We start from the raw sequence: 24,678 nt of genomic DNA on the forward strand, positions 1-24,678 counted from the left end.
GTGAATCCTTTCGAAGCCGCCCTGCGTGTTTTTTTGCGATGTCCCGGGGAGGACTCGAATTCACTTAACGCGCCGCCCGAAAAGACTGAATTCCCTTGCCGGGCGGGCCGTCGCACAATCCGCGAATTGTCAGCCCCCGCGTGTGCCTGCGCGGGTTCGCCGCAAGGAGACCCCCACGATGAGCGCGCGCCGCTCCCGCCGCCGGACGCCTGCGCTGGGCCGCATCCTCGGCATGCTGCTGATGACCGGCGCCGCCACCACGGCGACGGCCTCTCCGTTCGACCTGCCGAGCACCATCCCGAACATGTTTGGGGTTGGCGTGGGCTCCACCACCGAGTACGCCGGCGGCAACGAACGCATGATCGGGGTGCTGCCGGGCCTGCGCTACACCACGGAAAGCGGCCGGCTGCTGGAATGGTATGGCCCCTACGCCCAGTTCAACTTCGGCAGCCTGACGGGCTTCCAGTACGGCCCGGCCGTCTCCCTTCGCCTGGGACGGAACGATGTGGATGACGCTGTCGTCTCCAAAATCCACGAGATCGACACCACCGGGGAAGCCGGCGGCTTCATCAGCTACGAGTACATCCATCCCGGCAGCATTCCGTACCGGCTGCGCGGGGGGATCAATGTGCTGACGAACGCGGGGATCGTGTATGGCGGGGCCCGCGTGTCGGCGACGGGCACCTTCTGGGTGCCCGTGCACACGCGGATGATGCTCGGGCTCGGTGTGGGCCTGACGTGGGTGAGCGGCAGTTTCAACCGGACCTACTTCGGCGTGACTGCGGAAGACAGCGCTGCCAGCGGCCTGCCCGTCTACACGCCCGGCGGCGGCCTGCAGCAGGGCACGGGCTGGCTCGGGGCGATCTATCGGATCGACCAGCACTGGTACGCGGGCGCGATGATCTATTACCAGCGCATCACCGGCAGCGCCGCCGACAGCCCGATCGTCACGCAGCGCGGCACGCGCAACCAGGTGACCTACGGCGCCGGCATCGCCTACGCCTGGCGCTAGGCCGCACCGCCTTTCATCACTTGGGAAACAGGAAGGTCACCACCGCGCGCCCGCCCCAGCCGTGCGGGCCGCTGACCGGCCCCTCGGCCCAGTACGTGGCGAACAAGGCGAAGCTGACCGGCCGATCCTTGAACTTGACGAGCTTGCTGATGCCCGCGTGAATCGGCACGCTCCATTGCGACTGCTTCCAGCCCTGCTGCCGTAGGCTGCCTCGGCGAAAAGAACAGGCTTTGCAGCGTATCGCCAAGGCCGGTCTGTGTGCCGGAACCGGGGGTGAGGGACGATTGGTGCGTCACGGGCAGGATGGTGCGCGAGATCACGTTCCAGTCCGCGTTGAGCGTGATCGGCACCACCGGCTGGATGTTCATCGTCAGCCGCTCGCCGTCATGCGCGGGGCCGATGCCCCGGTCGTAGTTGAATTGCAGCGGCACGCTGATCAGGGCGGCCACCGGATTGCTGAGTTTCTTTGCCAGCTCCGCGGAGTCTTCGGCATGGGCCGGCAGCAGCGGGGCGATCAGGGTCAGGCCGGCAGCCAGCCGGCGGTCAAAAAGGGAAATTCGCATGCCCGTCAGTAAGGTGGATTCACAACCACGTATTGCGTGCCTTGCGGCTGATACCACGTGGTGCCGCACTGCTGGTACACCATGCCGCCATAGTTGACCGGCGCGCAGCCGGGCGGCACGGTGCGAACCATGGAGCCAATCACGGCGGAGGTCACGGCCACCGTGGCGGTCACGGCGGCGGCCGTCGCCACGGGGTGGTAGTCATTGTCCCAGCCGTTGTGGCAGCACCCGCCGCCCCCTTCCACGTTCACGTTTACGTTGCGGTTCGAATTGACGTTCACGTTGCGGTTGGCATTGACGCTGTTGACACTGTTGCTGCGCACGTTGTTCGCGCGCGCATCCACGTTCTGGTTGTTGACGTGCTGCGCGCCACCGCCGCCCCGCGCCGGCGCCGCCGCGGCACGATTGCCGCCGCCCGCATGCCCGCCTCCGCCTGCGTGCCCGCCTCCGCCTCCGGGACGCGCGTCCGCCAGAGGGGCCCACGCCGTGGCTGCGGCGAGGAAGATCACGGCCATCGACAGCAAGAAGCCCTTCCCAATAGCGTGATGCATGATGCAGCTCCTTTACTGAGACTTCAGCGGAACGAACTTCGCCTCGGTGGCACCCTGGGGCGGCGTGAACGCGAAGCGGGATGCATTGAAGCCCGGATTGATGCGCCACCGGATCAGCGAGACCGATTGCGGGCGTGCCTCATCGGCACGATTGGTGATGACCAGCTTCCGCGGCAGGGGCCGCGCGCCGGTGGCGATCCAGATCTGCCAGTCGACATTGCCCTGGCGGAAGGCATAGTGGTCGCAAACCTCGCCCTCCACCACGTCCTGGCCGGCATTCATCGCCGAGGTCATGTTGTCGAGCGGCGCCTGGGGCGTGCCCCAGAGGAACAGGTCCGCCACCGGCAGCTCGATGCCGTACCGCTCTTGCAGCCGGTTCCCCAGCGCGTCCAGGTTCTCCGTGAACGGCGCCTTCGAGTAGTACTTCTGCTCGGGCAGGTAGAGCACGACCGTCTTGCCGTCGTAGATCAGGTCGCGCGCGGACCGTGCACTGCGCATCTCGGCGCGCAGCATGTTCGGGCGTTGCACGTCCACCTTGGCAGTGGCCATGTGGAGCAGCTTCTGGCCGTCCTGGAGCACCCGTTCGCCGGAGAGGTCCACCTGCGCCTCGAACGTCCGCAGCGTCTGGAGATAGGCGCCCATCTTCTGCAGCGCCTGCACCGCAGCCGGGTCCACGGCGTTGGCCGCCGGTGGTGCGGAGGAAGCCGGCGCCGGGGGCGGCGCGGCACTCGGTTGGGAAGCGCTGGTCGGCGGAGGGGCCGCCGGAGGCGTCGATGGCGCGTGGCTACAGCCCCAGAGCGAAACGGCAAGCACGCTCGATACCGCAATGCGTCTCATGGCAGGCTCCCTGAAATCTGGTTTCGTGCGTGATCGTTCCCCACTTCCTGCTCTGACGGAAGTCAATTTTTCTTAAATCGAATTAACAACAATCGATAGTCGGGTAAGCCGCGCCCGCAGGCGAAAAAAAGGGCCGACAGCGTCACCGCTGCCGGCCCTTCCCAACCAGACCCCTGGCCAGGCCTACTGCTACGTATTCGTCACATTCGCCAGCTTGGCTTCCGCGTCGCGCAGCGCGGTGCGCAGGCCCTCTTCCACCACCGGGTGGTAGAACGGCATGGCCAGCATCTGGGCGATGGTCAGGCCCTGCTGGTACGACCACGCCAGCAGGTGGGCGATGTTCTCGGCACGCGGGCCCATCCACTCAGCACCAAGGAAGCGGCCCGTGGCAATGTCCGCATAGACGTGCATCAGGCCCTTGTTCTTCAGCATCACGCGGCTGCGGCCCTGATCCTCGAAGCTGACCTCGCCCGTGACGAAGCTGCCCGGCTCCAGGCTGGCGAAAGTGTTGCCGACGATGGCCAGTTGCGGATCGGAGAACACCACGGCCAGCATGGCGCGGCGGGCCAGCGGGCGCACGTCGGGCCAGCGCGCGGCGTTGTCGCCGGCGACCTTGCCTTCGTCGGCGGCCTCGTGCAACAGCGGCAGCACGTTGTTGGCATCGCCGGCAATAAACACCGGCGCGGTGCCGCACTGGAGCGTGAGCGGGTCGAAGACCGGCACGCCGCGCGCATCGAACGCCAGCCCGGCATTCTCTATCGCCAGGTTGTCGACGTTGGGGCGGCGGCCCGTGGCGGCCAGCACGTAGGCAAAGCGCTCGGTCACGGGCTGGCCATCGGCATCCTCGAACGTGATCACCGCTTCGTCGCCCTCGCGGCGCATATCGGTCACGCGGGCGTCCGGCTGCAGCGAGAATTCCTGGTTGAACGCCTGCGCGGCATAGGCGCGGATGGCCGGATCGGTGAACGGGCCGACTGAGCCGCCCATGCCAAACACGCGCACCCGCACGCCAAGCCGGGACAGCGCCTGGCCCAGTTCGAGCCCGATCACGCCGGGGCCGAACACGGCTACGCTGGTCGGCAGGTCGTCCCAGGCGAATACATCGTCATTGACGATCAGCCGGTCGCCAAACACCTGGAACGACGGCGGCACGGCCGGACGCGAACCCGTGGCAATCACCACGCGGCTGGCGCGCACCGTGGTGTGGTCGTCGATCTCCAGCACGGTGTTGTCGATGAAGCGTGCGTGGCCGATCAGGCGGTCCGCCGCCGGAATGTTCTCGGTCCCGCGCACCACAAAGCCAACGAAGCGGTCACGTTCGCTACGGACGCGGGCCATGACCTCGCGGCCATCGACGCGCACCGAGCCATCCACATGCACGCCGAATGCGCTGGTGTGGCGCGCCTCGTGGGCGGCCTCGGCGGCGGCGATCAGCAGTTTCGACGGCATGCATCCCACGCGGGCACAGGTGGTGCCGTAGGCGCCGCCTTCGATGATCACGGCGCGTTTGCCAGCCGCGATGGCGGCCCGGTAGGCCGCGAGGCCAGCGGTGCCTGCGCCAATCACGGCTACGTCGGTCTGGATGGTCGTCTTCATGATGCGATTCCTGGTAATGAGCGGTTTGCTGCTTTTTTTCTCAATCAGCGGACGGCATGACACCGGCGCCAGGCTGGGCGCCCGATGTCATCGGATCCGACGACTGTCGTGCTTCGGGAAATGTCCCCCCGGACACCGGCGGGAAGCCGGGCCAGGGGAGGCGTGGGGAGATGCGCTTAGCGCGTCAGGTACTGCTCGAGCGCTTCGGCGCCGCCGATCAGCTTGCCGTTGATGAACACCTGCGGGGCGGTCATGTTGCCGGACACCGCGCCCAGCACCTTGCCGCGCACCTTGTTTTCCAGCGGCACGTCGATGTACTCGAAACCGTTGTCCGACAGCAGCTGCTTGGCCTTGGCACAGAACGAGCAGCCGACCTTCGAGAACACCACGACCTGGTCCGGGCCCTTCGCGTTCGGGGCGATGTGGTTCAGCATCGTGTCGGCGTCCGAGACCTTGAACGGGTCGCCCGGCTCTTCCGGCTCGATGAACATCTTGGTCACGACGCCGTCCTTGACCAGCATCGAATAGCGCCAGCTGCGCTTGCCAAAGCCCAGGTCGGCCTTGTCCACCAGCATGCCCATGCCGTCGGTGAACTCACCGTTGCCGTCGGGAATCATGGTGATGTTCTGCGACTCCTGGTCCTTGGACCACTCGTTCATCACGAAGGTATCGTTGACGGACACGCACAGGATGTCGTCCACGCCATGCTTGGCGAACACCGACGCCAGTTCGTTGTAGCGCGGCAGGTGGGTCGACGAGCAGGTCGGCGTGAAGGCGCCGGGCAGCGAGAAGACCACGACGGTCTTGCCGTCGAACAGTTCGGCCGTGGTCACGTTCTTCCATTCATTGTTCTCACGTACACGGAAGGTGACTTGGGGAACGCGTTGGCCTTCGCGGGATTGCAGCATTGGTAAGACTCCTCTGGGTTGGATTGGCGCCACGTGTCGTAGCGATGGGATGGATTCTGACGATCGCCATGTGATTTGTACAATTCATCGTTCCTACCTCGGCGATTGATACAATCTATTATCAATCGGCGTTTTCCGATTGCTTTTCTCTATCGCACGGAATTTCCAAGGCTGCCCGGTTGACGTGAAATGTTGTAAAGAAGCGGGCCGCCGGGCTGCACGGCAGTTAGCATCCGGGCTTGTAAAGGCAGGTATGCCGCTTTTTGTGATGCATTTTTTGTTGCCCGATGTACGACTTCATTTGCCCCGCACTGGTTACACGCGTATTTCCCACGCTACCGCCGCAAGGCGGACGTGGCGACATTCACGTGACGGAAACGATGCGCGTGGATGATGGCCTGGAGGTCGTCGGCATCGGCTTCGCCGACTTGCGCTATGTGATGTTCTTTGCCGATGTCCCCGAGGACTTGGCGGATGAGCCGGCAGGCCAGGCGGCCCGCTTCGTCACGGTGGTGCGCGTGGAGGCCGACCACGGCACGATGTTCCTGCCGGACTTCTGGCGCCTGCCCTGCCCGCACATGGTCTGGCAGTTCTCGGAGGCCCTGCTGCAGGCGATGCGCCACCATGTGGACGCCCACCCGTCGGTGCAGCAGTACGTCTGCGTGTCGCAGACCCGAAAGATGGATTTTTTGTGCGAACGCGTGATCCGGCAATTCACGCGCACGCCAGGCAGCGCGCGATTCCGCTGCGTGACGCGGCCGGACGCTGACAGGACAGTCAGCAGCACAATCGGGAAGGAAGGACGCTATGGCTTTGCACGTCACGAATCATGTTCGGCCTGAGGCGCTCGCGCAGCAGAAACGCCTGATGTCCGGCATCCTGGCCCGGGTGGCCCAGGCCACGGCGGCGCCCACGTTCGCGCTGTCGCCGCGCCCGCTGTTCCAAGCGACCTTGCGCCTGCCGCCGCCCGCCACGCAAGGGCCGGGCTAGCCGCGTCCCCTTCCGAGAATATCTTTCAGAGGCGCTGCTTGCAGATGCCGAGCTGCTGCGCCATCAGGACGAGATCGGCGAACGTACGCGCACGCATCTTGCGCATGGCCTGCCCGCGATGAATCTTGACCGTGACCTCGCTGATACCGATCTGGCTCGCGATCTGCTTGTTGAGCAGGCCGGACACGGCCAGCGTCATGACCTCGGTCTCGCGCGGCGTCAGCGCCTCGTAGCTGGCGCGCAGCGTCGCCGCCTGCCGCAGTTCCAGGCGGCGTGCACGATCCTTGTCGAGCGCGGCAGACACCGCGTCGAGCAAATCCTGGTCGCGAATCGGCTTGGCCATGAAGTCCTCGGCGCCAGCCTTCATCGCCGCCACGGTCATCGCAATGTCGCCGTAGCCGGTCATAAAGATGATGGGGATGTTGACGCCCATCTGGGCCAGCCGGGTCTGGAGGTCGAGCCCGCTCGGCCCGCGCAGCCGCACATCGAGCACGAGGCAGCACGGCACGTCGGGAATGGTGAACTCGAGCAGTTCGGCGGCCGAGGCGAACAGCGCCACCTCCATGCCCACCGAGCGGAACAGGTTGCCCAGGCCCGCGCGCAGCATCGCGTCGTCGTCGACAACCAGCACCAGCGCATTGTCGCGCGTGCTGTCGTCAGCGGGCTCCAGGCTATTCGATGTCACGTTTTCTCTCCCTGTCCGCGGGGGTGGTCCCGGGTATCTGCTGCGAATTATATCGAGGACAGCGAGATGCCCCGCCGGCCACCACGGACGCAGCGCCCCGCATTTCAACATAGTCAGCGCGGACATGCCATTCATACCATCGGGTTAGTTGGCCAAACGCGGCGCAGGCGCCACCATGTCATCCGCAAACACGACTGGCCGCGCGTGGCGGGTTTCCTGCCGCCCGGTGTCGACCGCCGCTTAGCCGATCGCACGAGAAACTAATACGATCGAACAGTAGCTGTCAGCGGGACAGGCGCTTAGTCTTCCGCCGGGCTGTTACCACCAGCATGCCCCAATCCCTTGCCAATGTTTCCTGGAGCAATACCATGTCCAATCCGAAGCTCGAAGTCCTGACCCCGCAAAACAGCCAGCTCATCATCATCGACCACCAGCCGCAGATGGCCTTCGGCGTCCAGTCGATGGACCGCCAGGCGCTGAAGAACAACGTCGTGGGTCTGGCCAAGGCGGCCAAGATCTTCAACGTGCCGACCACCATCACGACGGTGGAAAGCGAGTCGTTCTCGGGCTTCACGTACCCGGAGATCCTGGACGTGTTCCCGAACCAGAAGACGCTCGAGCGCACCTCGATGAACTCGTGGGACGACCAGAAGGTGCGTGACGCCCTGGCCGCCAACGGCCGCAAGAAGGTGGTCGTGGCCGGTCTCTGGACCGAAGTCTGCAACACCACCTTCGCGCTGTGCGCGATGCTGGAAGGCGACTACGAGATCTACATGGTCGCCGATGCCTCGGGCGGCACCTCGAAGGAAGCCCACGACTACGCCATGCAGCGCATGGTGCAGGCCGGCGTGGTGCCGGTGACCTGGCAGCAGGTGCTGCTGGAGTGGCAGCGCGACTGGGCCCACCGCGACTCCTATGACGCCGTGATGAAGCTCGTCAAGGAGCACTCGGGCGCCTACGGCATGGGCGTGGACTACGCCTACACGATGGTCCACAAGGCCGCCCAGCGCACCGCCACGCCGCACGAGTCCGTGGCGCCGGTCGCCGCACGCTGATGTCCGCCGCCCCGCTGCCGCCTGCGGGAGCGGGGCGCTCCTCCGTCGCATCCTTCACATTCCTCGCCAGAACCGTCATGCAACCCCAAGAACAAATCGAAGCGCTCAATCCCTCGCGTCGCAAGCTGCTGGTCTCGGGCGCCGGCACCGTCGGCGTGGCCGCCGTCGCCGCGCTTTCCGCCACGACCCAAGCCAATGCAGCCGGCAAGCCGCAGGCTGGCGCTACCCATCATTCCGCAGGAGGCAACACCATGAGCACCATCACCACCAAGGACGGCACGCAGATCTTCTACAAGGACTGGGGCTCGGGTCGCCCGGTCGTGTTCTCGCACGGCTGGCCGCTCAACGCGGACGCCTGGGACGCGCAGATGCTGTTCCTGGTGCAGAAGGGCTTCCGCGTGATCGCTCATGACCGTCGAGGCCATGGCCGCTCGGGCCAGCCGTCGCAGGGCAACAACATGGACACCTACGCCGATGATCTCGCCGCGCTGCTCGACGCGCTCGACATCAAGGGCGCCACGCTGGTCGGCCACTCCACCGGTGGCGGCGAAGTCACGCACTACATCGGCCGCCACGGCACCAAGCGCGTCGCCAAGGCCGTGCTGATCGGCGCCGTGCCGCCTATCATGGTCAAGACCGCCAACAACCCCAACGGCCTGCCGATGGACGTGTTCGATGGCATCCGCAAGGGCGTGACGGATAACCGCTCGCAGTTCTACAAGGACCTGGCCGTGCCGTTCTTCGGCTTCAACCGTCCGGGCGCCAAGGTCTCGCAAGGCACCATCGACGCCTTCTGGGCGCAGGGCATGGCCGGCGGCATCCTGGGCCAGTATGCGTGCATCAAGGAATTCTCGGAGGTGGACTACACCAACGACCTGAAGAAGATCGACGTGCCGACGCTGGTCATGCACGGCGACGACGACCAGATCGTGCCGATCGACAACGCCGGCAAGCTGTCCGCCAAGATCGTGAAGAACGCCACACTGAAGGTCTACCCCGGCGCGCCGCACGGCATGTGCGTGACCCACGCCGACCAGATCAACGCCGACCTGCTCGCCTTCCTCAACACCTGATCCCAGCCGCACCATGTCAGTTACCCGCCGGCACTTCATCGCCTCGGCCGCCGCACTCGGTGCGGCGGCTTCTTCGGAGCTCTTCGCCATGACATCCGCCACGCCAGACCTCATCCTTGTCAACGGCAAGTTCGCCACGCTTGACCGCGCCAACCCCCAGGCCGATGCCGTCGCCATCCAGAATGGCCGCTTCATCGGCGTGGGCACGCGCCAGGACATCATGAAACTGGCCGGCACGCAGACGAAGATCGTCGACCTGAACGGCCGGCGGGCCATTCCCGGGCTGATCGACAGCCACATGCACATCATCCGGGGCGGCCTGAACTACAACATGGAACTGCGTTGGGACGGCGTGCGCTCGCTGGCAGACGCCATGCGCATGCTCAAGGACCAGGTAGCCCGCACGCCGGCCCCGCAATGGGTGCGCGTGGTGGGCGGCTTCACCGAGCACCAGTTCGCCGAGAAACGCCTGCCCACCATCGAGGAACTGAACGCTGCGGCGCCGGACACCCCGGTCTTCATCCTCCACCTGTACGACCGCGCCATCCTCAACGGTGCCGCGCTGCGCGCGGTGGGCTACAACAAGGACACGCCGAATCCCCCGGGCGGCGAGATCATCCGCGACAAGGCCGGCAATCCTACCGGCCTGCTGCTGGCCAAGCCCAACGCCACCATCCTGTACGCCACGCTGGCCAAGGGCCCGAAGCTGCCGCCGGAGTACCAGAAGAACTCCACGCGCCACTTCATGCGCGAAGTGAACCGACTCGGCGTGACCGGCGTGATCGACGCCGGCGGCGGCTACCAGAACTATCCCGATGACTACAACATCATCGAGGAACTGCATAAGGATGGCCAGCTCACGGTGCGGCTGGCCTATAACCTGTTCACGCAGAAGCCCAAGGAAGAACTGAGCGACTTCAAGACCTGGACCTCGACCGTCAAGCCGGGCCAGGGCGATGACCTCTACCGCCACAATGGCGCCGGCGAGATGCTGGTCTACACCGCGGCCGACTTCGAGGACTTCCGCGTCGAGCGGCCCGACATGCCCCCGTCGATGGAAGGCGACCTCGAGCCCGTGATCCGCCTGCTGGCCGAGAAGCGCTGGCCGTGGCGCCTGCACGCCACCTACAACGAGACCATCACGCGCGCGCTGGATGTCTACGAGAAAGTGGCCAAGGACATCCCGTTCGACGGCCTGAACTGGTTCTTCGACCACGCCGAGACCATCACCGATCGCAATATCGACCGCATCGCGGCATTGGGCGGCGGCATCGCCGTGCAGCACCGCATGGCCTACCAGGGCGAGTACTTCGTCGAACGCTACGGTGCCAAGGCCGCCGAGGCCACGCCGCCGATCAAGCGGATGCTCGAAAAAGGCGTCAAGGTGGGCGCCGGCACCGATGCCACGCGCGTGGCGTCCTACAACCCGTGGGTCTCGCTGTACTGGCTGACCACGGGCAAGACCGTGGGCGGCATGGCGATGTACCCGCAGGCCAACCTGCTCGACCGCGAAACCGCGCTGCGCCTCTGGACCGAGGCCAACACGTGGTTCTCGTCGGAAGTCGGCAAGAAGGGCCAGATCAAGGTGGGCCAGCTGGCCGACGTGGCCGTGCTGTCGCAGGACTACTTCAGCGTGCCGGGCGACGACATCCAGGACATCACCTCGGTGATGACGATCCTGGGCGGCAAGGTGGTCTACGGCGACAGCGAGTTCAACAAGCTCTCGCCCGAGATTCCGCCAGCCATGCCGGACTGGTCGCCGGCCCGCCACGGCAGCCAGTACCAGCCGCGCCCGCAAGCGAAGGCTCTCGCGCTGGCCACCGCCTGCGGCTGCGCCAGTTCCTGCGGCGTGCACGGCCACGCGCACGCCAAGGCGTGGACGTCGAGCGTGCCGACGGCTGACGAAAGCTCGTTCTGGGGCGCGCTGGGCTGCTCGTGCTGGGCGTTCTGATGCCCCTGTTCCTTGATTGCTGACCGGAGACCGGCCATGGCTGATACCACTTCCTCGATGAGATCGGCCACGGCCGGCTCGGGCATCCTGCCGCGCTGGGTGCGCTGGGTCGCCCTACTGCTGCTCTGCGGCGCCTATATCCAGGGCGGCCTCGTCAAGCTGTTCGACTTCCCCGGCGCGGTGGCCGAGATGGAGCACTTCGGCCTCACGCCGGCCGTGCCCATGGCCGTCGCCACGATCGTGCTGGAGCTGGGCGCCGCCGCGCTGATTCTGCTCGGCCGCTGGCGCTGGCTGGGCGCGCTGGCGCTGGCCGTGTTCACGGTCGCCGCCACGTTCATGGCCAACCGCTTCTGGAGCGCGCCGCCCGAAGCCCGCTTCATGCTCGCCAACGCCTTCTTCGAGCATCTGGGCCTGGCCGGGGCCTTCGTGCTCGTGGCGTGGGAAGACCTCCGCAGACACTGATTCCATGGCCGATTCCCGCTCCTCCTCCACCACCGCCGCCAGCCCTGCCGGCGGCACCTTCGCCCCGCTCGCCCAGAGCACGTTCGCCGTGCTCTGGGCCGCCACCATTCTCGGCAACATCGGCAGCTTTATGCGCGACGTGGCCAGCGCATGGCTGGCCACGGACCTGTCTTCCTCCCCCGCCGCCGTGGCCACGATCCAGGCCGCCGCCACGCTGCCCGTGTTCCTGCTGGCCATTCCGGCCGGCGTGCTGTCGGACATCCTCGACCGGCGCCGCTTCCTGATCGTCATCCAGTTCGGCATGGCGGCGGTCAGCGGCACGCTGATGCTGCTCGCCTGGAATCAGGCGCTGACCATCGAGATCCTGATCGCGATGGCCTTCGCCGGCGGCATCGGCGCGGCCATGATGGGGCCCACGTGGCAGTCGATCGTGCCGGAACTGGTGCCGATGCAGGAGCTGAAGCGCGCCGTGGCGCTCAACGCGCTGGGCGTGAACATCGCGCGCGCCATCGGGCCTGCTGCCGGCGGCCTGCTGCTGGCCGCGTTCGGCGCGGCCACCACCTACGGGCTGGACCTGCTCAGCTATATCTTCGTGATTGCCGCGCTGCTCTGGTGGAAGCGCCCCGAGCGCGCCACCGACCCGCTGCGCGAGCATTTCTTCGGCGCCTTCCGCGCCGGCCTGCGCTTCACGCGCGCCCACAGCCAACTCCACGTAGTACTGGCGCGCGCCGCCGTCCATTTCGCGTTCGGCAGCAGCATCTGGGCGCTGCTGCCGCTGGTCGCCAAGCAGTTGCTGCACGGGGGCGCCAGCCTCTACGGCGTGCTGCTGGGCGGCGTGGGCGCCGGCGCCATCCTCGGCGCGCTGATCATGCCCAAGCTGCAACGCCGGCTCGATGCCGATGGCATGGTGCTGCTCTCCGCCCTCGTCACGGCGGGCGTCATGGCGGTGCTGTCCGTGGCGCCGCCGGTCTGGATCGCCCTGCCGCTGCTGTTGCTGCTCGGTGCGGCATGGATTTCCGCGCTGACCACGCTCGGCGGCGTGGCGCAGGCGATTCTGCCGAACTGGGTGCGCGGCCGTGCGCTGGCGGTCTACCAGATGGTGTTCAACGGGGCGATGGCCGGCGGCAGCCTGCTGTGGGGCTTCGTGGCACAAGAGACCGGCACGCCGAACGCGCTGCTGATCGCGGCGGCGGGGCTGGTCGTGGCCGCGCTGCTCCTGCACCGCCTGCGCCTGCCGCAGGGCGAGGAAGACCTTGTCCCGGCACGGCACTGGCCTCAGCCGGAGATGGCGGGTGAGATCGCCCAGGACCGTGGCCCGGTCATGATCCTGATCGAGTACTGCGTCACCGCCGCGGACCGCGACGCCTTCCTGCGCGCCGTGCACAAGCTGTCCGACGAGCGCCTGCGCGACGGCGCGTTCAACTGGGGCGTGATGGAGGACCCGGCCGACCCCGAACTGCTGACCGAGTGGTTCCTGGTCGAATCCTGGGCCGAACACATGCGCCAGCACGAGCGCGTGCACCACGCCGACGCCGACCTCCAGCGCGATGTCACGCGCTACCACACCGGCGCCACGCCGCCCCGCGTGCGCCACCTGCTGGGCGTTGGCCTGCCCCCGGGCAAGCCGGCTGTCTGACCCCTCCCATTCATATCGAGACCATCATGAAGCTCTATCTCGTCTCCCTGGGCGCCGGCATTCTCGTCGGCATCATCTACGCGCTGATGCAGGTGCGCTCCCCGGCGCCGCCCGTGGTGGCACTGATCGGCCTGCTGGGCATGCTGATCGGCGAGCAGGTCGTGCCGCCGATCAAGCGCATGCTGGCCGGCGAGCCGGTCACCGCCGCGTGGTTCCACAGCGAATGCGTGCCGAAGATCACCGGCGCGCCGCCCAGCACGCTGACCGCAGCCAACAAGGCCGAGGCCGCCAACCCCAACGAGAGCCAGCGCTGACCCCATGCCGTACCGACGTCTTGTATCGCCGCGCGTCGCCGCGCTGGGGTTGGGGTTGGGACTGTGCGTGGCCGGCGGGCCTGCCGCAGCGCAGAGTTCCGTGACCATCTACGGCCGCCTCAACACGGCCATCGAATATAGCCGCGCCAGCACGGCCACCGACGGCACCGCGCTGGGCAGCGTGGTGCGGCAGACCAACTACCGCTCCGTGTTCGGCCTGCGCGGCGAGGAAGGTCTCGGCGGCAGCCTGAAGGCGCTGTGGCAGATCGAGAGCAACCTGTCGCTCGATACCGGCCAGGGCCAGATCGCCAGCCGCAACTCGCGCGTCGGCCTCCAGGGCGACTACGGCCTGCTGTTCATGGGGCACTGGCAGACGCCCTATACCGAGTCGACGGCGGCCTACGACCCGTACTACCCGACCACCGCCGGCTACATGGCGCTGATCGGCAACGGCTCCACGTCCTCGTCGGACAACGTGCAGGACACCAGTTCGTTCGATCGCCGCCAGAAGAACATCGTGCAATATCGCTCGCCGCAGTTCGGTGGCGTAAGCGTCTGGCTGGGCTGGGGGCTGCCGGAGGAGAAGACCACCGTGGCGCGCAATCCGGCGCTGTACTCGGCGGCGGCGGTCTACGAGCGCGGCCCGCTGAACGCCACCCTGGCCTACGAGGTGCACCAGCACTACCAGGCCGCCGGCCGCAACGACGACGCCATCAAGGTCGGCGTGGCCTACCAGCTGTTCGCCGGCACGCGCGTCTCCGCCATCTACGAGCACCTGCACTACCGCACCGACACCGGCGACCTCCAGCGCAACGGCTACTATGCCTCGCTGGTGCAGCAGCTCGGCCCCGGCAGCGTGCGGATCGGCTTCGCCTATGCCGCCAATGGCACGGGCTCGTCCACGGACACCGTCGGCTTTTTCCGGAGCGGCTCCGGCACGGGCGCCACGCAGGTGACGGTTGGCTACGACTACCCGCTCTCCAAGCGCACGGCCCTGTTCGCCTGGTATAGCCGGATCAACAACCGCCCGAACGCGGTCTACGACTTCGCCATCAACGAGCTTGGCGTCAGCGCGGGGGCCGATCCGCAGACCTTTGCCCTGGGCATGCGCCACTATTTCTGAAGCGCTGCAAGACATACCTAGGTATGAGTCCGCCGGCGCGGTCCGGCGCGGCTGCCGTGTGGGACGGGCGCCGACAATACCACCGTATGATATGGGCCGCGCCCGCCTGGCAGTATGCTGTGAGCAAGCGATGGGGGCCCGGAATCGGCCCCGTCATCGCTCCGGACTACTCAAGGAATCCCGTGTGACTGCCACCCCGGTGATCGCCATCGTCGACGACGACGCGTCGGTCCGACACGCCCTGGGACGGCTCGTGCGCTCGTTCGACCTCGCCGTCGCGCTGTACGGCAGCGGCGAGGAACTGCTGCAATCGGCCGCCCTCGATACGGTTTCCTGCCTGATAACCGACGTACAGATGCCCGAGATGAACGGGTTCGAGCTGTGCGAGGCCCTGCGGGCGCGCGACCTGCACATGCCCGTGATCTTCATGACCGCGTTCGCACAGGCGGGCTACGAAGCCCGCGCCGTGGCCGCCGGCGCGGCATGCTTCCTGCACAAGCCTTTCCTCGACACGGCTATCATTGCGTGCATCGAGCGCGCGCTGGCGCCCGCCCCGGAAGATCCCGGCGCCTAGCGCGGCGCAACGCCCCACCCCCGCCCCGTTGTCCGCACCAGCCCCACCGGTGCGGCGGCCAGCAATAGACGCCTCACGATGACGCCGTACGACACAAGCCAGGCCGCCGCAGTATCGCTGGACGAGTACGCCCTCACGCCGCTCTGCCACAACGGCATCGTCGCGCTCTCGCGCGGCTTCCACGTCGAGGATGGCAGCACCCTGCTGGTGGCGCACGCGGCGTCGGTACTCACCGAGGGCGAGGCCGTGCGCCGGTTCCACAATGAATTCGGTCTCGTCGCTCTGCTGCAACCGGCCTGGGCGATGGTGCCGCGCGCCTGCGTGCAGTACCAGGGCGGCGTGGCACTGGTGTACGAGGACACCGGCGCGGTGCCGCTGGCGAACTTGCCGCCCGCGCCGCTGCCGGTGACACGGCTGCTGTCCGTTGCCGAGAGTGCCAGCCAGGCCCTGCGTGCCGCGCACGAGGCGGGGCTGATCCACAAGGCGATCATGCCGTCGGCCCTGCTCGTCGACGCGCACGGCCGGTGCCGGCTCACGCGCTTCGGGCTGGCCGCCGCGCAGCAGTGTGACATCGCCGACGCGCTGGCGCCCCACACGCTGGCCGGGAGCGAGGGGCTGGCCTATATGTCGCCCGAGCACACCGGCCGCACCCGCAACGGGCTGGATGCGCGCAGCGACCTCTATTCGCTCGGCGTGGTGCTCTACCGCCTGGCCACGGGCCAGCTACCGTTCGCCGCGCGCGATCCGGCCGACGCCAACGAGTGGATCCACGCCCACGTGGCCAGCGAACCGCTGCCGCCCCATCGGCTGGCGGCCGGCGTGCCGGAAGCGCTGTCGCTGCTGATCATGAAGCTGCTCGACAAGCGCCCGAGCCGGCGCTACCAGTCCGCGGCGGGGCTGGAAGCGGATATCCGGCGCTGCCGGGCCGCGTGGAGCACGCTCGGCCGCATCGACGTCTTCGAACTGGGCCGCCGCGACCAGCCCGCCGAACTCGAACTGCCGGACCGGCTCCACGCCCGCGACGCCGAGCTGCGCGAACTCGCCGAAGCCTACGCGCACGTCGCCCTCACGGGCCAGCATGCGCTGGTGACGGTAAGCGGGCCGTCCGGCATCGGCAAGTCCGCCCTGATGCGGGCGTTTGTCGATGGCCTGCGCCAGCAGCAGGTCTGCTGCGCGGTGGGCAAGGCCGACCAGTTCCGGCACGAGACCCCCTACGCGGCTATCGCGGAAGCCTTCCACGGGCTGGTCATCGACATCCTCGGCCAGCCCGAGGAGCGCGTGCGCCACTGGCAGGCGCGCGTCAGCCACAGCCTGGGCCCGTATGCGCGCACCGCCGTGGGCATCGCGCCCGCGCTCGCGGCGCTGACCGGCCCGCTGCCCGCCCCGCCGAGGGGGAGCGGCGCCGATACGGCCGTGCATTTCGATCTGGCGATGCGCAACCTCGTCGGCACGTTCGGGCTGCCGGAGCGTCCGCTGGTGCTGGTGATCGAGGATTTCCAGTGGCTCGACCCATCTTCCCGGCAGCTACTGGCGCGCCTGCTGGACTGCGCCACGCCGCTGCCGCTGCTGCTCGTGGGGAGCACGCGCGCGGCGGGCGATGCGCTGGGTCAATCAGACGGTCGATCGGTAGATCCCCCACAAGATCGCCCGCAGGACCACCATCTCGCGCTGCAACCACTCGACGTGGAGGCTGTCGGCACGCTGCTGGCCGAAACGCTGCGCGCCCGCCGCCGCGACCTCCAGCCGCTGGCGGGGCTGGTCCACGCCAAGACCTTCGGCAACCCGTTCTTCGTCGGCCAGTTCATCAAGACCATGGTCGATGACCGGCTCGTCACCTACTCGCCCGACGAGGGCAGCTGGCAGTACGACTTCCAGCGCATTGCGCAGCACGCCTACACCGACAACGTCGCCGACATGGTGCTCCAGCGCCTGGAGCGGCTGCCGCCGCGCACGCGCCAACTGCTCGGCGGCATGGCGTGCCTGGGCCGGCAGTCGGACGTGGCGCTGGTCTGCGCCGCGTTCGAGGTGGAGGAAGGGGCGCTGCACGCCCTGCTGGCCCCGGCGCGCGCCGCCGACGCCATCGGCCTGCAGGAGCCCCACTACGTGTTCTCGCACGACCGCGTGCAGGAGGCCGCCCACGCGCTGCTGACGCCCGAGGAGCGCGACCGCGTGCACCTGCGCGTAGGCCGGCTGCTGCGCGATGCCTCCGATACGGCCGAAGACACCCTGCGCGACGACACCCTGTTCCGCGCCACCGAGATGCTGGCGCAGGTGGTAGAGCTGATCACCGATGCCGACGAGGCCATCCAGTCCGCGCGGCTGAGCCTGGCCGCCGCCACGCGCGCACGCCGCGCCATCGCCTATCCGGCCGCGCTGGACGCCGTCACCGCCGGCCTCGCCTTCGTGCGCACCGCGCGTGTGCAAGGCCATGCCGGTGCCGGCGAGGTGGAATTCGCGCTGCTGCGCGAGCGCTGCGCGTGCCTGCTCCAGCAAGGCCGGCTGCCGGAGGCGCTGACGCTGGCCGAAACGCTGCTCGATGCGGACGCGCCCGCCCGCCAGCTTGCCGAGGTATACCGGCTCAAGACCGAACTGCATACCCGGCGCTCGGAGAACGCGCTGGCGGTGGAAACGGCCATCCGGGGGCTGCGGATGTTCGGCATTTCGCTGTCCGCGCATCCATCGGCAGCGGACGCCGACGCCGCCTACCGGGCCATCGCGGCGCGGCTGGATCGCCCTGGACTCAAGGCGCTGGCGCACCTTCCGCAGATGTCGGACCCCGATGTGAAGGCGGCCATGGCGCTGCTGGCCGCGCTCTCCGTGCCCGCCAGTTTCGTCGACGAGCACCTGGTGTTCCTGGAGCTGTGCGAGATGGTGTGGCTGACGCTCGCGCACGGCATCAGCGGCCCGTCCACCGCTGCGCTGGGCTGGCTCGGCGTGCTGGTCTGCCACCGCTTCGCGGCCTACGAGGACGGCTTCCGCTACGGCGAGATGGCGCGGGAACTGGTCACGCGGCATGGCTACGTCGCGTATGAAGCCCGCACGCTGCTGCCGCTCGACCAGCTCAGCGTGTGGACGCAGCCGCTGGGCTACTCGACCGACTGCGCCCGGGCGGGCTTCGCGGCCGGCGTCGCCAACGGCGACGTGACCACGGCGTGTTTCCTCTGCTGCCATCTGGTGAGCAACCGGCTCGCACGCGGCGACACGCTCGACGAGGTTTCCGCCGAAATCACCAGCGGACTCAACTTCGTGCGGGAGACCGGCTTCCACGACGTGGAAGCCATCCTGCTGCTGCAACAGCGCTTTGTCGACGGGCTGCGCGAAGCGGAATTCCCGCTCGGCGCCGACGCGCCCACCGCGCTCGACGGCCACGACCTCGCCCGCACGCCGGCGCGGGAGCGCATGTCCACGCTGGAGTTCTGGTACTGGCTCTATCGCGCCACGCTGCAATACCTGGCTGGCAGGCACGCCGAAGCCGCCGCGAGCCTGGAGACGGCCGGGACGCTCGCGTGGTCCGCGCCGGCCCATATCCATCAGGTCGATTTCCATCTCTATCGCGCGCTGACGCTGGCCGCCAGCACGCCCGACGCGGCGGCGCGCGCCACGCTTACCGAGGACGCCAGCAAGCTGCGCCGCTGGGCCGACGCCAATCCGATCACCTTCACCGACAAGGCGCTGCTCGTGGAAGGGGAGCTGGCGCGGCTCGATGGCGACGGACTGGGAGCGATGACGCGCTACGAGCAGGCCATCGCCCATGCCACGGCGCACGGCTTCGTGCACACGGCCGCGCTGGCGCACGAACGCGCCGGCCACTATTGCATGGCGGCCGGCCTGACCACCGCCGCACGCGGCCACCTGCGCGCGGCGCATGACCGCTATCGGCAATGGGGCGCGACGGGCAAGGCTCGCCACATGGCCGCCACCTACCCGCAATTGTTCGATGCGGCGCGTGGCCCGGCCTATGTGCTCGCCAACGGCAAGCGCATCCGCGACGTGGAAAGCGTGATCCGCGCCTCGCGCGCGCTGACCGACGAGATCCGGCTCGACAAGCTGGTGGACACGCTGATGACCATCACGCTCGAATACGCCGCCGCGCAGCGGGGGCTGCTGATCCGCCTCCAGGGCAAGGCGCCCATCATCGAGGCGCGCGCCCACACCTCGCCCGCCGGTATCCGCGTGCAGCTGGCGCAGGGCGCCCCCGCCGCCGATGACCTGCCGATGTCGATGTTCCACACCGTCATCCGCACCGGCCGACCGGTGATGGTGGGCCACGCGACCGGCACCAACCCGTTCGGGCTCGACCCCTACTTCGCGGCCCACACGCAGTGCGCGGCCATCTGCATCCCGATGTCGCGGCACAACACGCTGATTGGCGCGCTGTACCTCGAAAATCGCCTGCTCGGCGACGGCTTCACGCCCGAGCAGACCGAGGTGCTCGAACTGATCGCCTCGCAGGCCGCTATTTCGCTGCGCACGGCACGGCTCTACGAAGACCTGCTGGCCGAGAACGACCGCCGGCAGCAGGTGGAACGCGCGCTGCGTGCGAGCCAGGCCTCGCTGAGCATGGGCGAGAGCGTCAGCCACACCGGTAGCTGGCGCTGGGACCTGCGGCTGCAAGCGATCTCTTGCTCCGATGAGATGCGTCGCATCTTCGAACTCGACACGGCGCGCGCCCACTTCGCGCTGGAGGATTTCGGCGCCCGGATGCATCCCGACGACCGCGCCGCCGCGCTGCACACCATCATCCAGTGCGTGTCCGACAAGGTGCCCATCCACCTGGAGTACCGCATCGTGCGCGGCGACGGCGCGGTCCGCCATGTGGAAGGCATCGGCAAGCCGCTGGTGACGGACGGCGAGATACTCGAGTACGTCGGCACGGTCACGGACGTGACCACGCGCCGCCATGCCGACGACGCGCTGCGTAACGCGCAGGCCGACCTCGCGCGCGTGGCGCGTGCCACCACGGTGGGCCAGCTCACGGCCTCCATCGCCCACGAGATCAACCAGCCGCTGATGTCCATCGTCTCGAATGCCGGCGCAAGCCTGCGCTGGCTGGCGCGCAGCAAGCCCGAGATCGAGTACGCGCGCGAGGGCCTCCAGGCCATCGCCAGCGAGGGGCAGCGCGCCGGCGACATGATCCGCAGCCTGCAGGGGCTTACGCGCAACGCCGCGCCCGTGCTGGCCGAGGTGGACATGCACGAGTCCATCCGCCATATCCTCGCCATCTCGCGCAGCGAGATCGAACGCCGGCAGGTGTCCGTGCAACTGGCGCTGCATGCCGACGCCTTCTGCGTGTTCGGTGACGGCGTGCAGCTCCAGCAGGTGCTGCTGAACCTCGTGGTCAATGCCGTGGAGGCGATGGGCGACATCACCAACCGCGCCCGCCTGTTGACGATGGGCACGCGCATCGCCGGCGACAACATGCTGGAAGTCAGCGTTTCGGACACCGGGGCGGGGCTCGACGAGGGCGCCATCGACCAGGTGTTCGAACCGTTCTACACGACCAAGGAGAACGGCATGGGCATGGGGCTGGCCATCTGCCGCTCCATCGTCGAAGCCCACAAGGGCCGGCTCCGCGCCACGGCGCGCACGCCGCACGGCACCGAGTTCTCGTTCACGCTGCCGCTGTGTTGGCCGCTGGGCGGGTGAGGGACCGGAGCGCCAGCCGCCGCACATTCCAGACATTCCATACCCGGGGATAGTCGTCACAAACCGATGCACAGGCGCCCCCATGCGCGGGGACGAGTGTGCTGGCGGCGGGACACGCCTAAGCTGGAGACCTGCCGAATGCCGGCCTGATCCCCGGAGAGATGCATGTCCCGAATCGCCTTCCCCTTCACGCTTCCTCTTGCGCAGCATGCCGGCTGACGCGGTACCGCTGGAGGCGCTCCCCGAGCTGTCCCGGGCGCGCGTGCAGTGGCTGGGCCTCGCGCTGGGCTGCGCAACGGGCGTGGACTTCGTCGCCACGTCGATGCTCGCCACCGGGACGCTCCACATCCGCGCCGGCATCTACGCCACGCCCGACGACTTCCTGTGGTGCCTGACCGCGTATGCCGGTGCGGCCATCGTCGCCAACCTGCTGACGCGGCGCCTCGCCGACGATCTCAGCTACCGCGGCTTCACGCTGCTTGGCCTCGTCATCGCCTTCGTCGGCTGCCTGCTGTGCGCCGCGTCGTCCAACGTCGCGGAACTGTCCGCGGCACTGGCGGTGCAGGGGCTGGGCGCCGGCGGGCTGTTCTCGGCGTCGCGCGTGTTGATCCAGCTGATTGCCACGCCAGCGGAGCGCCCACGGCTGCTGACGGGCTTCGTGATTGGCACGATTGGCCTGCCGGCGATTGCGCCCTGGCTGACCGCCACGCTGATGCTCGACACCGGCTGGCGCATGATCTTCCTCGTGCAGGCGCTGCTGGCCGCGCTGACGGCCCTGTTCGTGTTCTGCGTCTACCCGCACCGCGCCCGCCCGCCACGCACGCCGGACCTCGACGACGTGGCCGGCATGGACTGGCTCACCGTGCTGCTGGTCGGCGCCGGCGCGCTGGTGCTGGTGCATGGCCTGGCCTCGCTGCGGCTCTATGCCACCGGCGACTCCCTGCGCGTGGCCGCCGCGCCGCTGGCCGGTCTGGTCGTCGTCGTGCTCGCCTTCATCCGGCTGCACCGCGCGCCGGACGCCTGGCTCAGCCCGCGCCGCCTGAACGGCCGCCGCTACTTCACGGGGCTGGCCTATTACTCGATCTTTGCCTGCCTGAGTGGACTCTGGACCTTTACGGTCTCCAACGTGATGCAGCTCGGCCTCGGTTTCACGTTCGAGACCACCGGCATGGTGCTGACCCTGTCGGCGCTCGGCGGGCTGGTGGCCGGCGTCGCCTTCATGCTGATGGGATCGCGCCTGCCCGGCGCGCGGCGCTACCTGGCGCTCGGCTACGGCATGACGGCGGCGGCGGCGTGGCTGTTCGCCACGCGCCTGTCGGACGGGCTGCCCGTCTCCGCCGTCCTGCCAGCGCTGCTGCTGCAAAGCGTGGCGCTGCCGTTCACGCTGATCCTCGTCGCCAAACTCACCTTCATGGAGACCTCGCTCGAGGACTTCCCCCACGCCTACCAGTTCAAGAACATCCTCCGGCAGGTGGCGCTGATGGGCGGCACCGGACTGGCCGGGCAGTGGCTGCAGGCCGGGGAAGCCGTGGCGCGCACGCACCTCATTGGCCGTGTCACGCCCTACGGGCTGCCCGCCCCGCTCGACGCCACCGCGCTGGCCACGCTGTCGCAGTTAATCGACCAACAGGCCGTGCTGGTGGCGTCGGCGAACATGCTGGCGGTGGTCGCCGTCATCTGCCTGGGCATCGCTGCCGTCGCCATCTGGCAGCGCGCGCTACGCTAGCGGCCTCTGGTTCGATACCACCTGGCCCTGCCCGGTCCGCGTACGCACGTCTACCGTCACGTACATCGACAACCCCACACGCAGCGGATGGGCGGCGAGTTCCGCCCGGTTCAGCGCGATGCGCACCGGCAACCGCTGCGGCGGCTTGATCCATTGGCAGATGGCGCCGTGGGCGGGTTGCGGCGTGAGCGCCGCACCGTTCCTTGCCGAGAATCCGGCCACCGTGCCGTGATAGCGCACCTTCGCGCCATATGCGTCGGCGTACAACGTCACCGGCTGGCCGGCGCGCAGCCGCGCAAGCTGGTGCTTCTTGAACCGCGCGTCGACCCACACCGCGTCTGATGGCACGCCCCGCGTGTCCGGGGCAACGATCGCCACCACTGCGCCGGCAGCGCGCGGCGCGGCATCCACGATCTTGCCGGCCACATAAGCGTCATCCGTGGATTCGAAATGGCGCCCCTCGATCCACCAGTGCCCGACAACGGCGGCGAGGCCCGCCATCGCACAGGCAGCGGCGCACGCGGCGGCAAGCGGCCGTCCCGCCGATGAACGCGACTGGATATTCATGACAACTCCTTGAATACGGGAGCAGGACCCCCTCGGAGCGAATTGTTGGCACGCCGGTGCTGCGAGGATGGCGCGTCCGCCGGCTTTTTGTCGATTGGAACGCCGCTAGGGCGGGTGCCTATACCTTCGTGTCACACGCCGCAAACCTGTGGCCGATTGGCGGCATCCGGGCCCGCCCCTACGATGCGAAGACGCCTCCACCTCCCTGACGACCATGCATCCAACCTCCACCCCTCGCGCCGTGATCATCGGCGGCTCTCTCGGCGGCCTGTTCACGGCCCTCTGCCTGCGCGCCATCGGCTGGCACGTGGATGTGTTCGAACGCTCGCCCCAGGCGCTGGACAGCCGGGGCGGCGGCCTCGTCCTGCAGCCCGATGTGGCCGACGCACTCGGCTTTGCCGGCGTGCCGTTGCCCGAGGACTTCGGGGTGCCCTCGGGCGGCCGCATCTTCGTCACGCGTGACGGCGACGTGCGCCGCGTCTACATGCCGCAGACGCAGATCGCCTGGAACGGCCTGTACGGTCACATGCGGCAGGCGCTCGGCCCCCGCGCCGTGCATGCGGGCGAGACCTTCCTGGCGCTGCGCCAGCATGGCGCGCGCGTGACCGCCTGCTTCGCGTCGGGCCGCACGGAGACCGCCGACCTGCTCGTGGCGTCGGACGGGCCGCTCTCCACCGTGCGCGCGCAACTGCTGCCCGGCGCCGCACCGGCCTACGCCGGCTACGCGGCCTGGCGCGGCGTGCTGCCCGAGTCGGCCCTGCCAGACGCCACGCGCCAGCTCCTGCACAACAACTTCGCCTTCGAGGAAGGGCACGGCCACCAGTTGCTGACCTACCTGATTCCCGGCGAGAACGGCGAGACCGCCCCGGGGCAGCGCCGGCAGAACTGGGTCTGGTATCGCCCATTACCAAGCGGCCCGGCGCGCGACGCGGCGCTGCGGGACCGCGTGGGACACCAGCACCTCCATTCGCTCCCGCCGGGCGTCATGCGCGACGGCGAGATCGATGGCCTGCGCCACGCGGCGGTGCGCGACCTCGCGCCGGACCTCGCCGCGCTGGTCACCGGCACGCCCGATCCCTTCCTGCAACTGATCCACGACTACGAGGCGCCACGCATGGTGTTCGGCCGCGTGGTGCTGACCGGCGACGCGGCCTTCGTCGCACGCCCCCATACCGGCGCCGGCGCGGGCAAGGCGGCCGGCAATGCGGTGGCGCTGGGCCGCGCGCTGCACGCCAACCGCGGTGGCATCGACACCGCGCTGTCCCAGTGGGAGCGCACGCAGCTGCCAGCTGGCGCGCAACTCGTGCGCTGGGGCATGGCACTGGGCACCCGCATCATGGGCCGGCACGACGCCGCCTGACCCCCGGCGCGGTCGACGCGGGCGATGGAGGCGCTGCTATCATGCGCAT

The 24,678-nt window shown here is 68.4% G+C and carries 21 protein-coding genes; 14 read left to right on the forward strand and 7 right to left on the reverse strand.

Annotation, left to right across the window (positions count from 1 at the left end; all coding sequences use genetic code 11):
* Positions 1-178: 178 nt before the first annotated feature.
* Positions 179-1,012, forward strand: a complete 834-nt coding sequence (locus tag AC1DEL_RS07330) for a MipA/OmpV family protein (RefSeq protein ID WP_441592743.1) — start codon at positions 179-181, stop codon at positions 1,010-1,012.
* Here AC1DEL_RS07330 and AC1DEL_RS07335 read toward each other — a convergent pair.
* The 5 genes from AC1DEL_RS07335 to AC1DEL_RS07355 form a co-directional block, all read right to left on the reverse strand.
* Complete coding sequence (locus AC1DEL_RS07335) at positions 1,009-1,575, reverse strand: hypothetical protein (RefSeq protein ID WP_477125653.1); 567 nt, start codon at positions 1,573-1,575, stop codon at positions 1,009-1,011. The two genes, AC1DEL_RS07330 and AC1DEL_RS07335, sit on opposite strands and share 4 nt — an antisense overlap.
* 5 nt (positions 1,576-1,580) lie before the next feature.
* Positions 1,581-2,126, reverse strand: a complete 546-nt coding sequence (locus AC1DEL_RS07340; RefSeq protein ID WP_477125654.1) for a hypothetical protein — start codon at positions 2,124-2,126, stop codon at positions 1,581-1,583.
* Positions 2,127-2,138: 12 nt separating this feature from the next.
* Positions 2,139-2,963: a DUF2092 domain-containing protein gene (locus AC1DEL_RS07345; protein WP_477125655.1), complete on the reverse strand. Its 825-nt coding sequence runs from the start codon at positions 2,961-2,963 to the stop codon at positions 2,139-2,141.
* A 189-nt stretch (positions 2,964-3,152) separates the two neighbouring features.
* On the reverse strand, positions 3,153-4,559 hold the full coding sequence (locus AC1DEL_RS07350) for a dihydrolipoyl dehydrogenase (protein ID WP_477125656.1): 1,407 nt from the start codon (positions 4,557-4,559) through the stop codon (positions 3,153-3,155).
* A 176-nt stretch (positions 4,560-4,735) separates the two neighbouring features.
* Entirely contained in the window at positions 4,736-5,467 is a 732-nt protein-coding gene (locus AC1DEL_RS07355) for a glutathione peroxidase (protein WP_092294836.1), read from the reverse strand.
* Between the two features lie 368 nt (positions 5,468-5,835).
* On the opposite strand from AC1DEL_RS07355, the gene AC1DEL_RS07360 reads away from it, so the two are divergent.
* Both AC1DEL_RS07360 and AC1DEL_RS07365 read left to right on the forward strand, forming a co-directional pair.
* A complete protein-coding gene (locus tag AC1DEL_RS07360) occupies positions 5,836-6,309 on the forward strand; it encodes a hypothetical protein (RefSeq protein WP_477125657.1) in 474 nt (157 codons plus the stop codon).
* A 25-nt stretch (positions 6,310-6,334) separates the two neighbouring features.
* Entirely contained in the window at positions 6,335-6,457 is a 123-nt protein-coding gene (locus AC1DEL_RS07365) for a hypothetical protein (RefSeq protein WP_255370820.1), read from the forward strand.
* Between the two features lie 25 nt (positions 6,458-6,482).
* On the opposite strand, the gene AC1DEL_RS07370 is transcribed toward AC1DEL_RS07365, so the two are convergent.
* Positions 6,483-7,142: a response regulator transcription factor gene (locus tag AC1DEL_RS07370; RefSeq protein ID WP_092294832.1), complete on the reverse strand. Its 660-nt coding sequence runs from the start codon at positions 7,140-7,142 to the stop codon at positions 6,483-6,485.
* A 368-nt stretch (positions 7,143-7,510) separates the two neighbouring features.
* Here AC1DEL_RS07370 and AC1DEL_RS07375 point away from each other — a divergent pair, with 368 nt between their 5' ends.
* The 10 genes from AC1DEL_RS07375 to AC1DEL_RS07420 all read left to right on the forward strand — a co-directional run bounded on the left by AC1DEL_RS07375 (position 7,511) and on the right by AC1DEL_RS07420 (position 22,702).
* On the forward strand, positions 7,511-8,197 hold the full coding sequence (locus AC1DEL_RS07375; protein WP_092294830.1) for a hydrolase: 687 nt from the start codon (positions 7,511-7,513) through the stop codon (positions 8,195-8,197).
* Positions 8,198-8,448: 251 nt separating this feature from the next.
* Positions 8,449-9,270 carry an alpha/beta fold hydrolase gene (locus tag AC1DEL_RS07380; protein ID WP_092295101.1) on the forward strand — a complete coding sequence of 274 codons (822 nt, stop codon included), beginning with the start codon at positions 8,449-8,451 and terminating at the stop codon, positions 9,268-9,270.
* Positions 9,271-9,283: 13 nt separating this feature from the next.
* The gene (locus tag AC1DEL_RS07385; RefSeq protein WP_477125658.1) at positions 9,284-11,221 is read left to right on the forward strand and encodes an amidohydrolase; all 1,938 of its coding nucleotides are present in this window, start codon (positions 9,284-9,286) and stop codon (positions 11,219-11,221) included.
* Positions 11,222-11,257: 36 nt separating this feature from the next.
* The gene (locus tag AC1DEL_RS07390) at positions 11,258-11,683 is read left to right on the forward strand and encodes a DoxX family protein (protein WP_092294826.1); all 426 of its coding nucleotides are present in this window, start codon (positions 11,258-11,260) and stop codon (positions 11,681-11,683) included.
* A gap of 4 nt (positions 11,684-11,687) precedes the next feature.
* Positions 11,688-13,319, forward strand: a complete 1,632-nt coding sequence (locus AC1DEL_RS07395) for an MFS transporter (protein ID WP_441592761.1) — start codon at positions 11,688-11,690, stop codon at positions 13,317-13,319.
* Positions 13,320-13,345: 26 nt separating this feature from the next.
* Positions 13,346-13,633 carry a XapX domain-containing protein gene (locus tag AC1DEL_RS07400; RefSeq protein ID WP_092294822.1) on the forward strand — a complete coding sequence of 96 codons (288 nt, stop codon included), beginning with the start codon at positions 13,346-13,348 and terminating at the stop codon, positions 13,631-13,633.
* 4 nt (positions 13,634-13,637) lie between these two features.
* On the forward strand, positions 13,638-14,756 hold the full coding sequence (locus AC1DEL_RS07405; protein ID WP_092294820.1) for a porin: 1,119 nt from the start codon (positions 13,638-13,640) through the stop codon (positions 14,754-14,756).
* A gap of 184 nt (positions 14,757-14,940) precedes the next feature.
* Positions 14,941-15,330 (forward strand): response regulator transcription factor, encoded by a 390-nt coding sequence (locus AC1DEL_RS07410; protein ID WP_255370819.1) that lies wholly within the window; start codon positions 14,941-14,943, stop codon positions 15,328-15,330.
* A 78-nt stretch (positions 15,331-15,408) separates the two neighbouring features.
* Positions 15,409-20,976, forward strand: coding sequence for a trifunctional serine/threonine-protein kinase/ATP-binding protein/sensor histidine kinase (locus tag AC1DEL_RS07415; RefSeq protein WP_477125659.1), 5,568 nt, complete (start codon positions 15,409-15,411; stop codon positions 20,974-20,976).
* 208 nt (positions 20,977-21,184) lie between these two features.
* Entirely contained in the window at positions 21,185-22,702 is a 1,518-nt protein-coding gene (locus AC1DEL_RS07420) for an MFS transporter (protein ID WP_092294814.1), read from the forward strand.
* Here AC1DEL_RS07420 and AC1DEL_RS07425 read toward each other — a convergent pair.
* Positions 22,694-23,269: an HlyD/EmrA/EmrK family protein gene (locus AC1DEL_RS07425; protein WP_092294812.1), complete on the reverse strand. Its 576-nt coding sequence runs from the start codon at positions 23,267-23,269 to the stop codon at positions 22,694-22,696. The two genes, AC1DEL_RS07420 and AC1DEL_RS07425, sit on opposite strands and share 9 nt — an antisense overlap.
* A gap of 214 nt (positions 23,270-23,483) precedes the next feature.
* Between AC1DEL_RS07425 and AC1DEL_RS07430 the strand changes: the two genes are divergently transcribed.
* Complete coding sequence (locus tag AC1DEL_RS07430; RefSeq protein ID WP_454757938.1) at positions 23,484-24,629, forward strand: FAD binding domain-containing protein; 1,146 nt, start codon at positions 23,484-23,486, stop codon at positions 24,627-24,629.
* Positions 24,630-24,678 lie beyond the last annotated feature (49 nt).

The sequence above is a fragment of the Cupriavidus sp. 10L43_2 genome, from assembly GCF_056395265.1.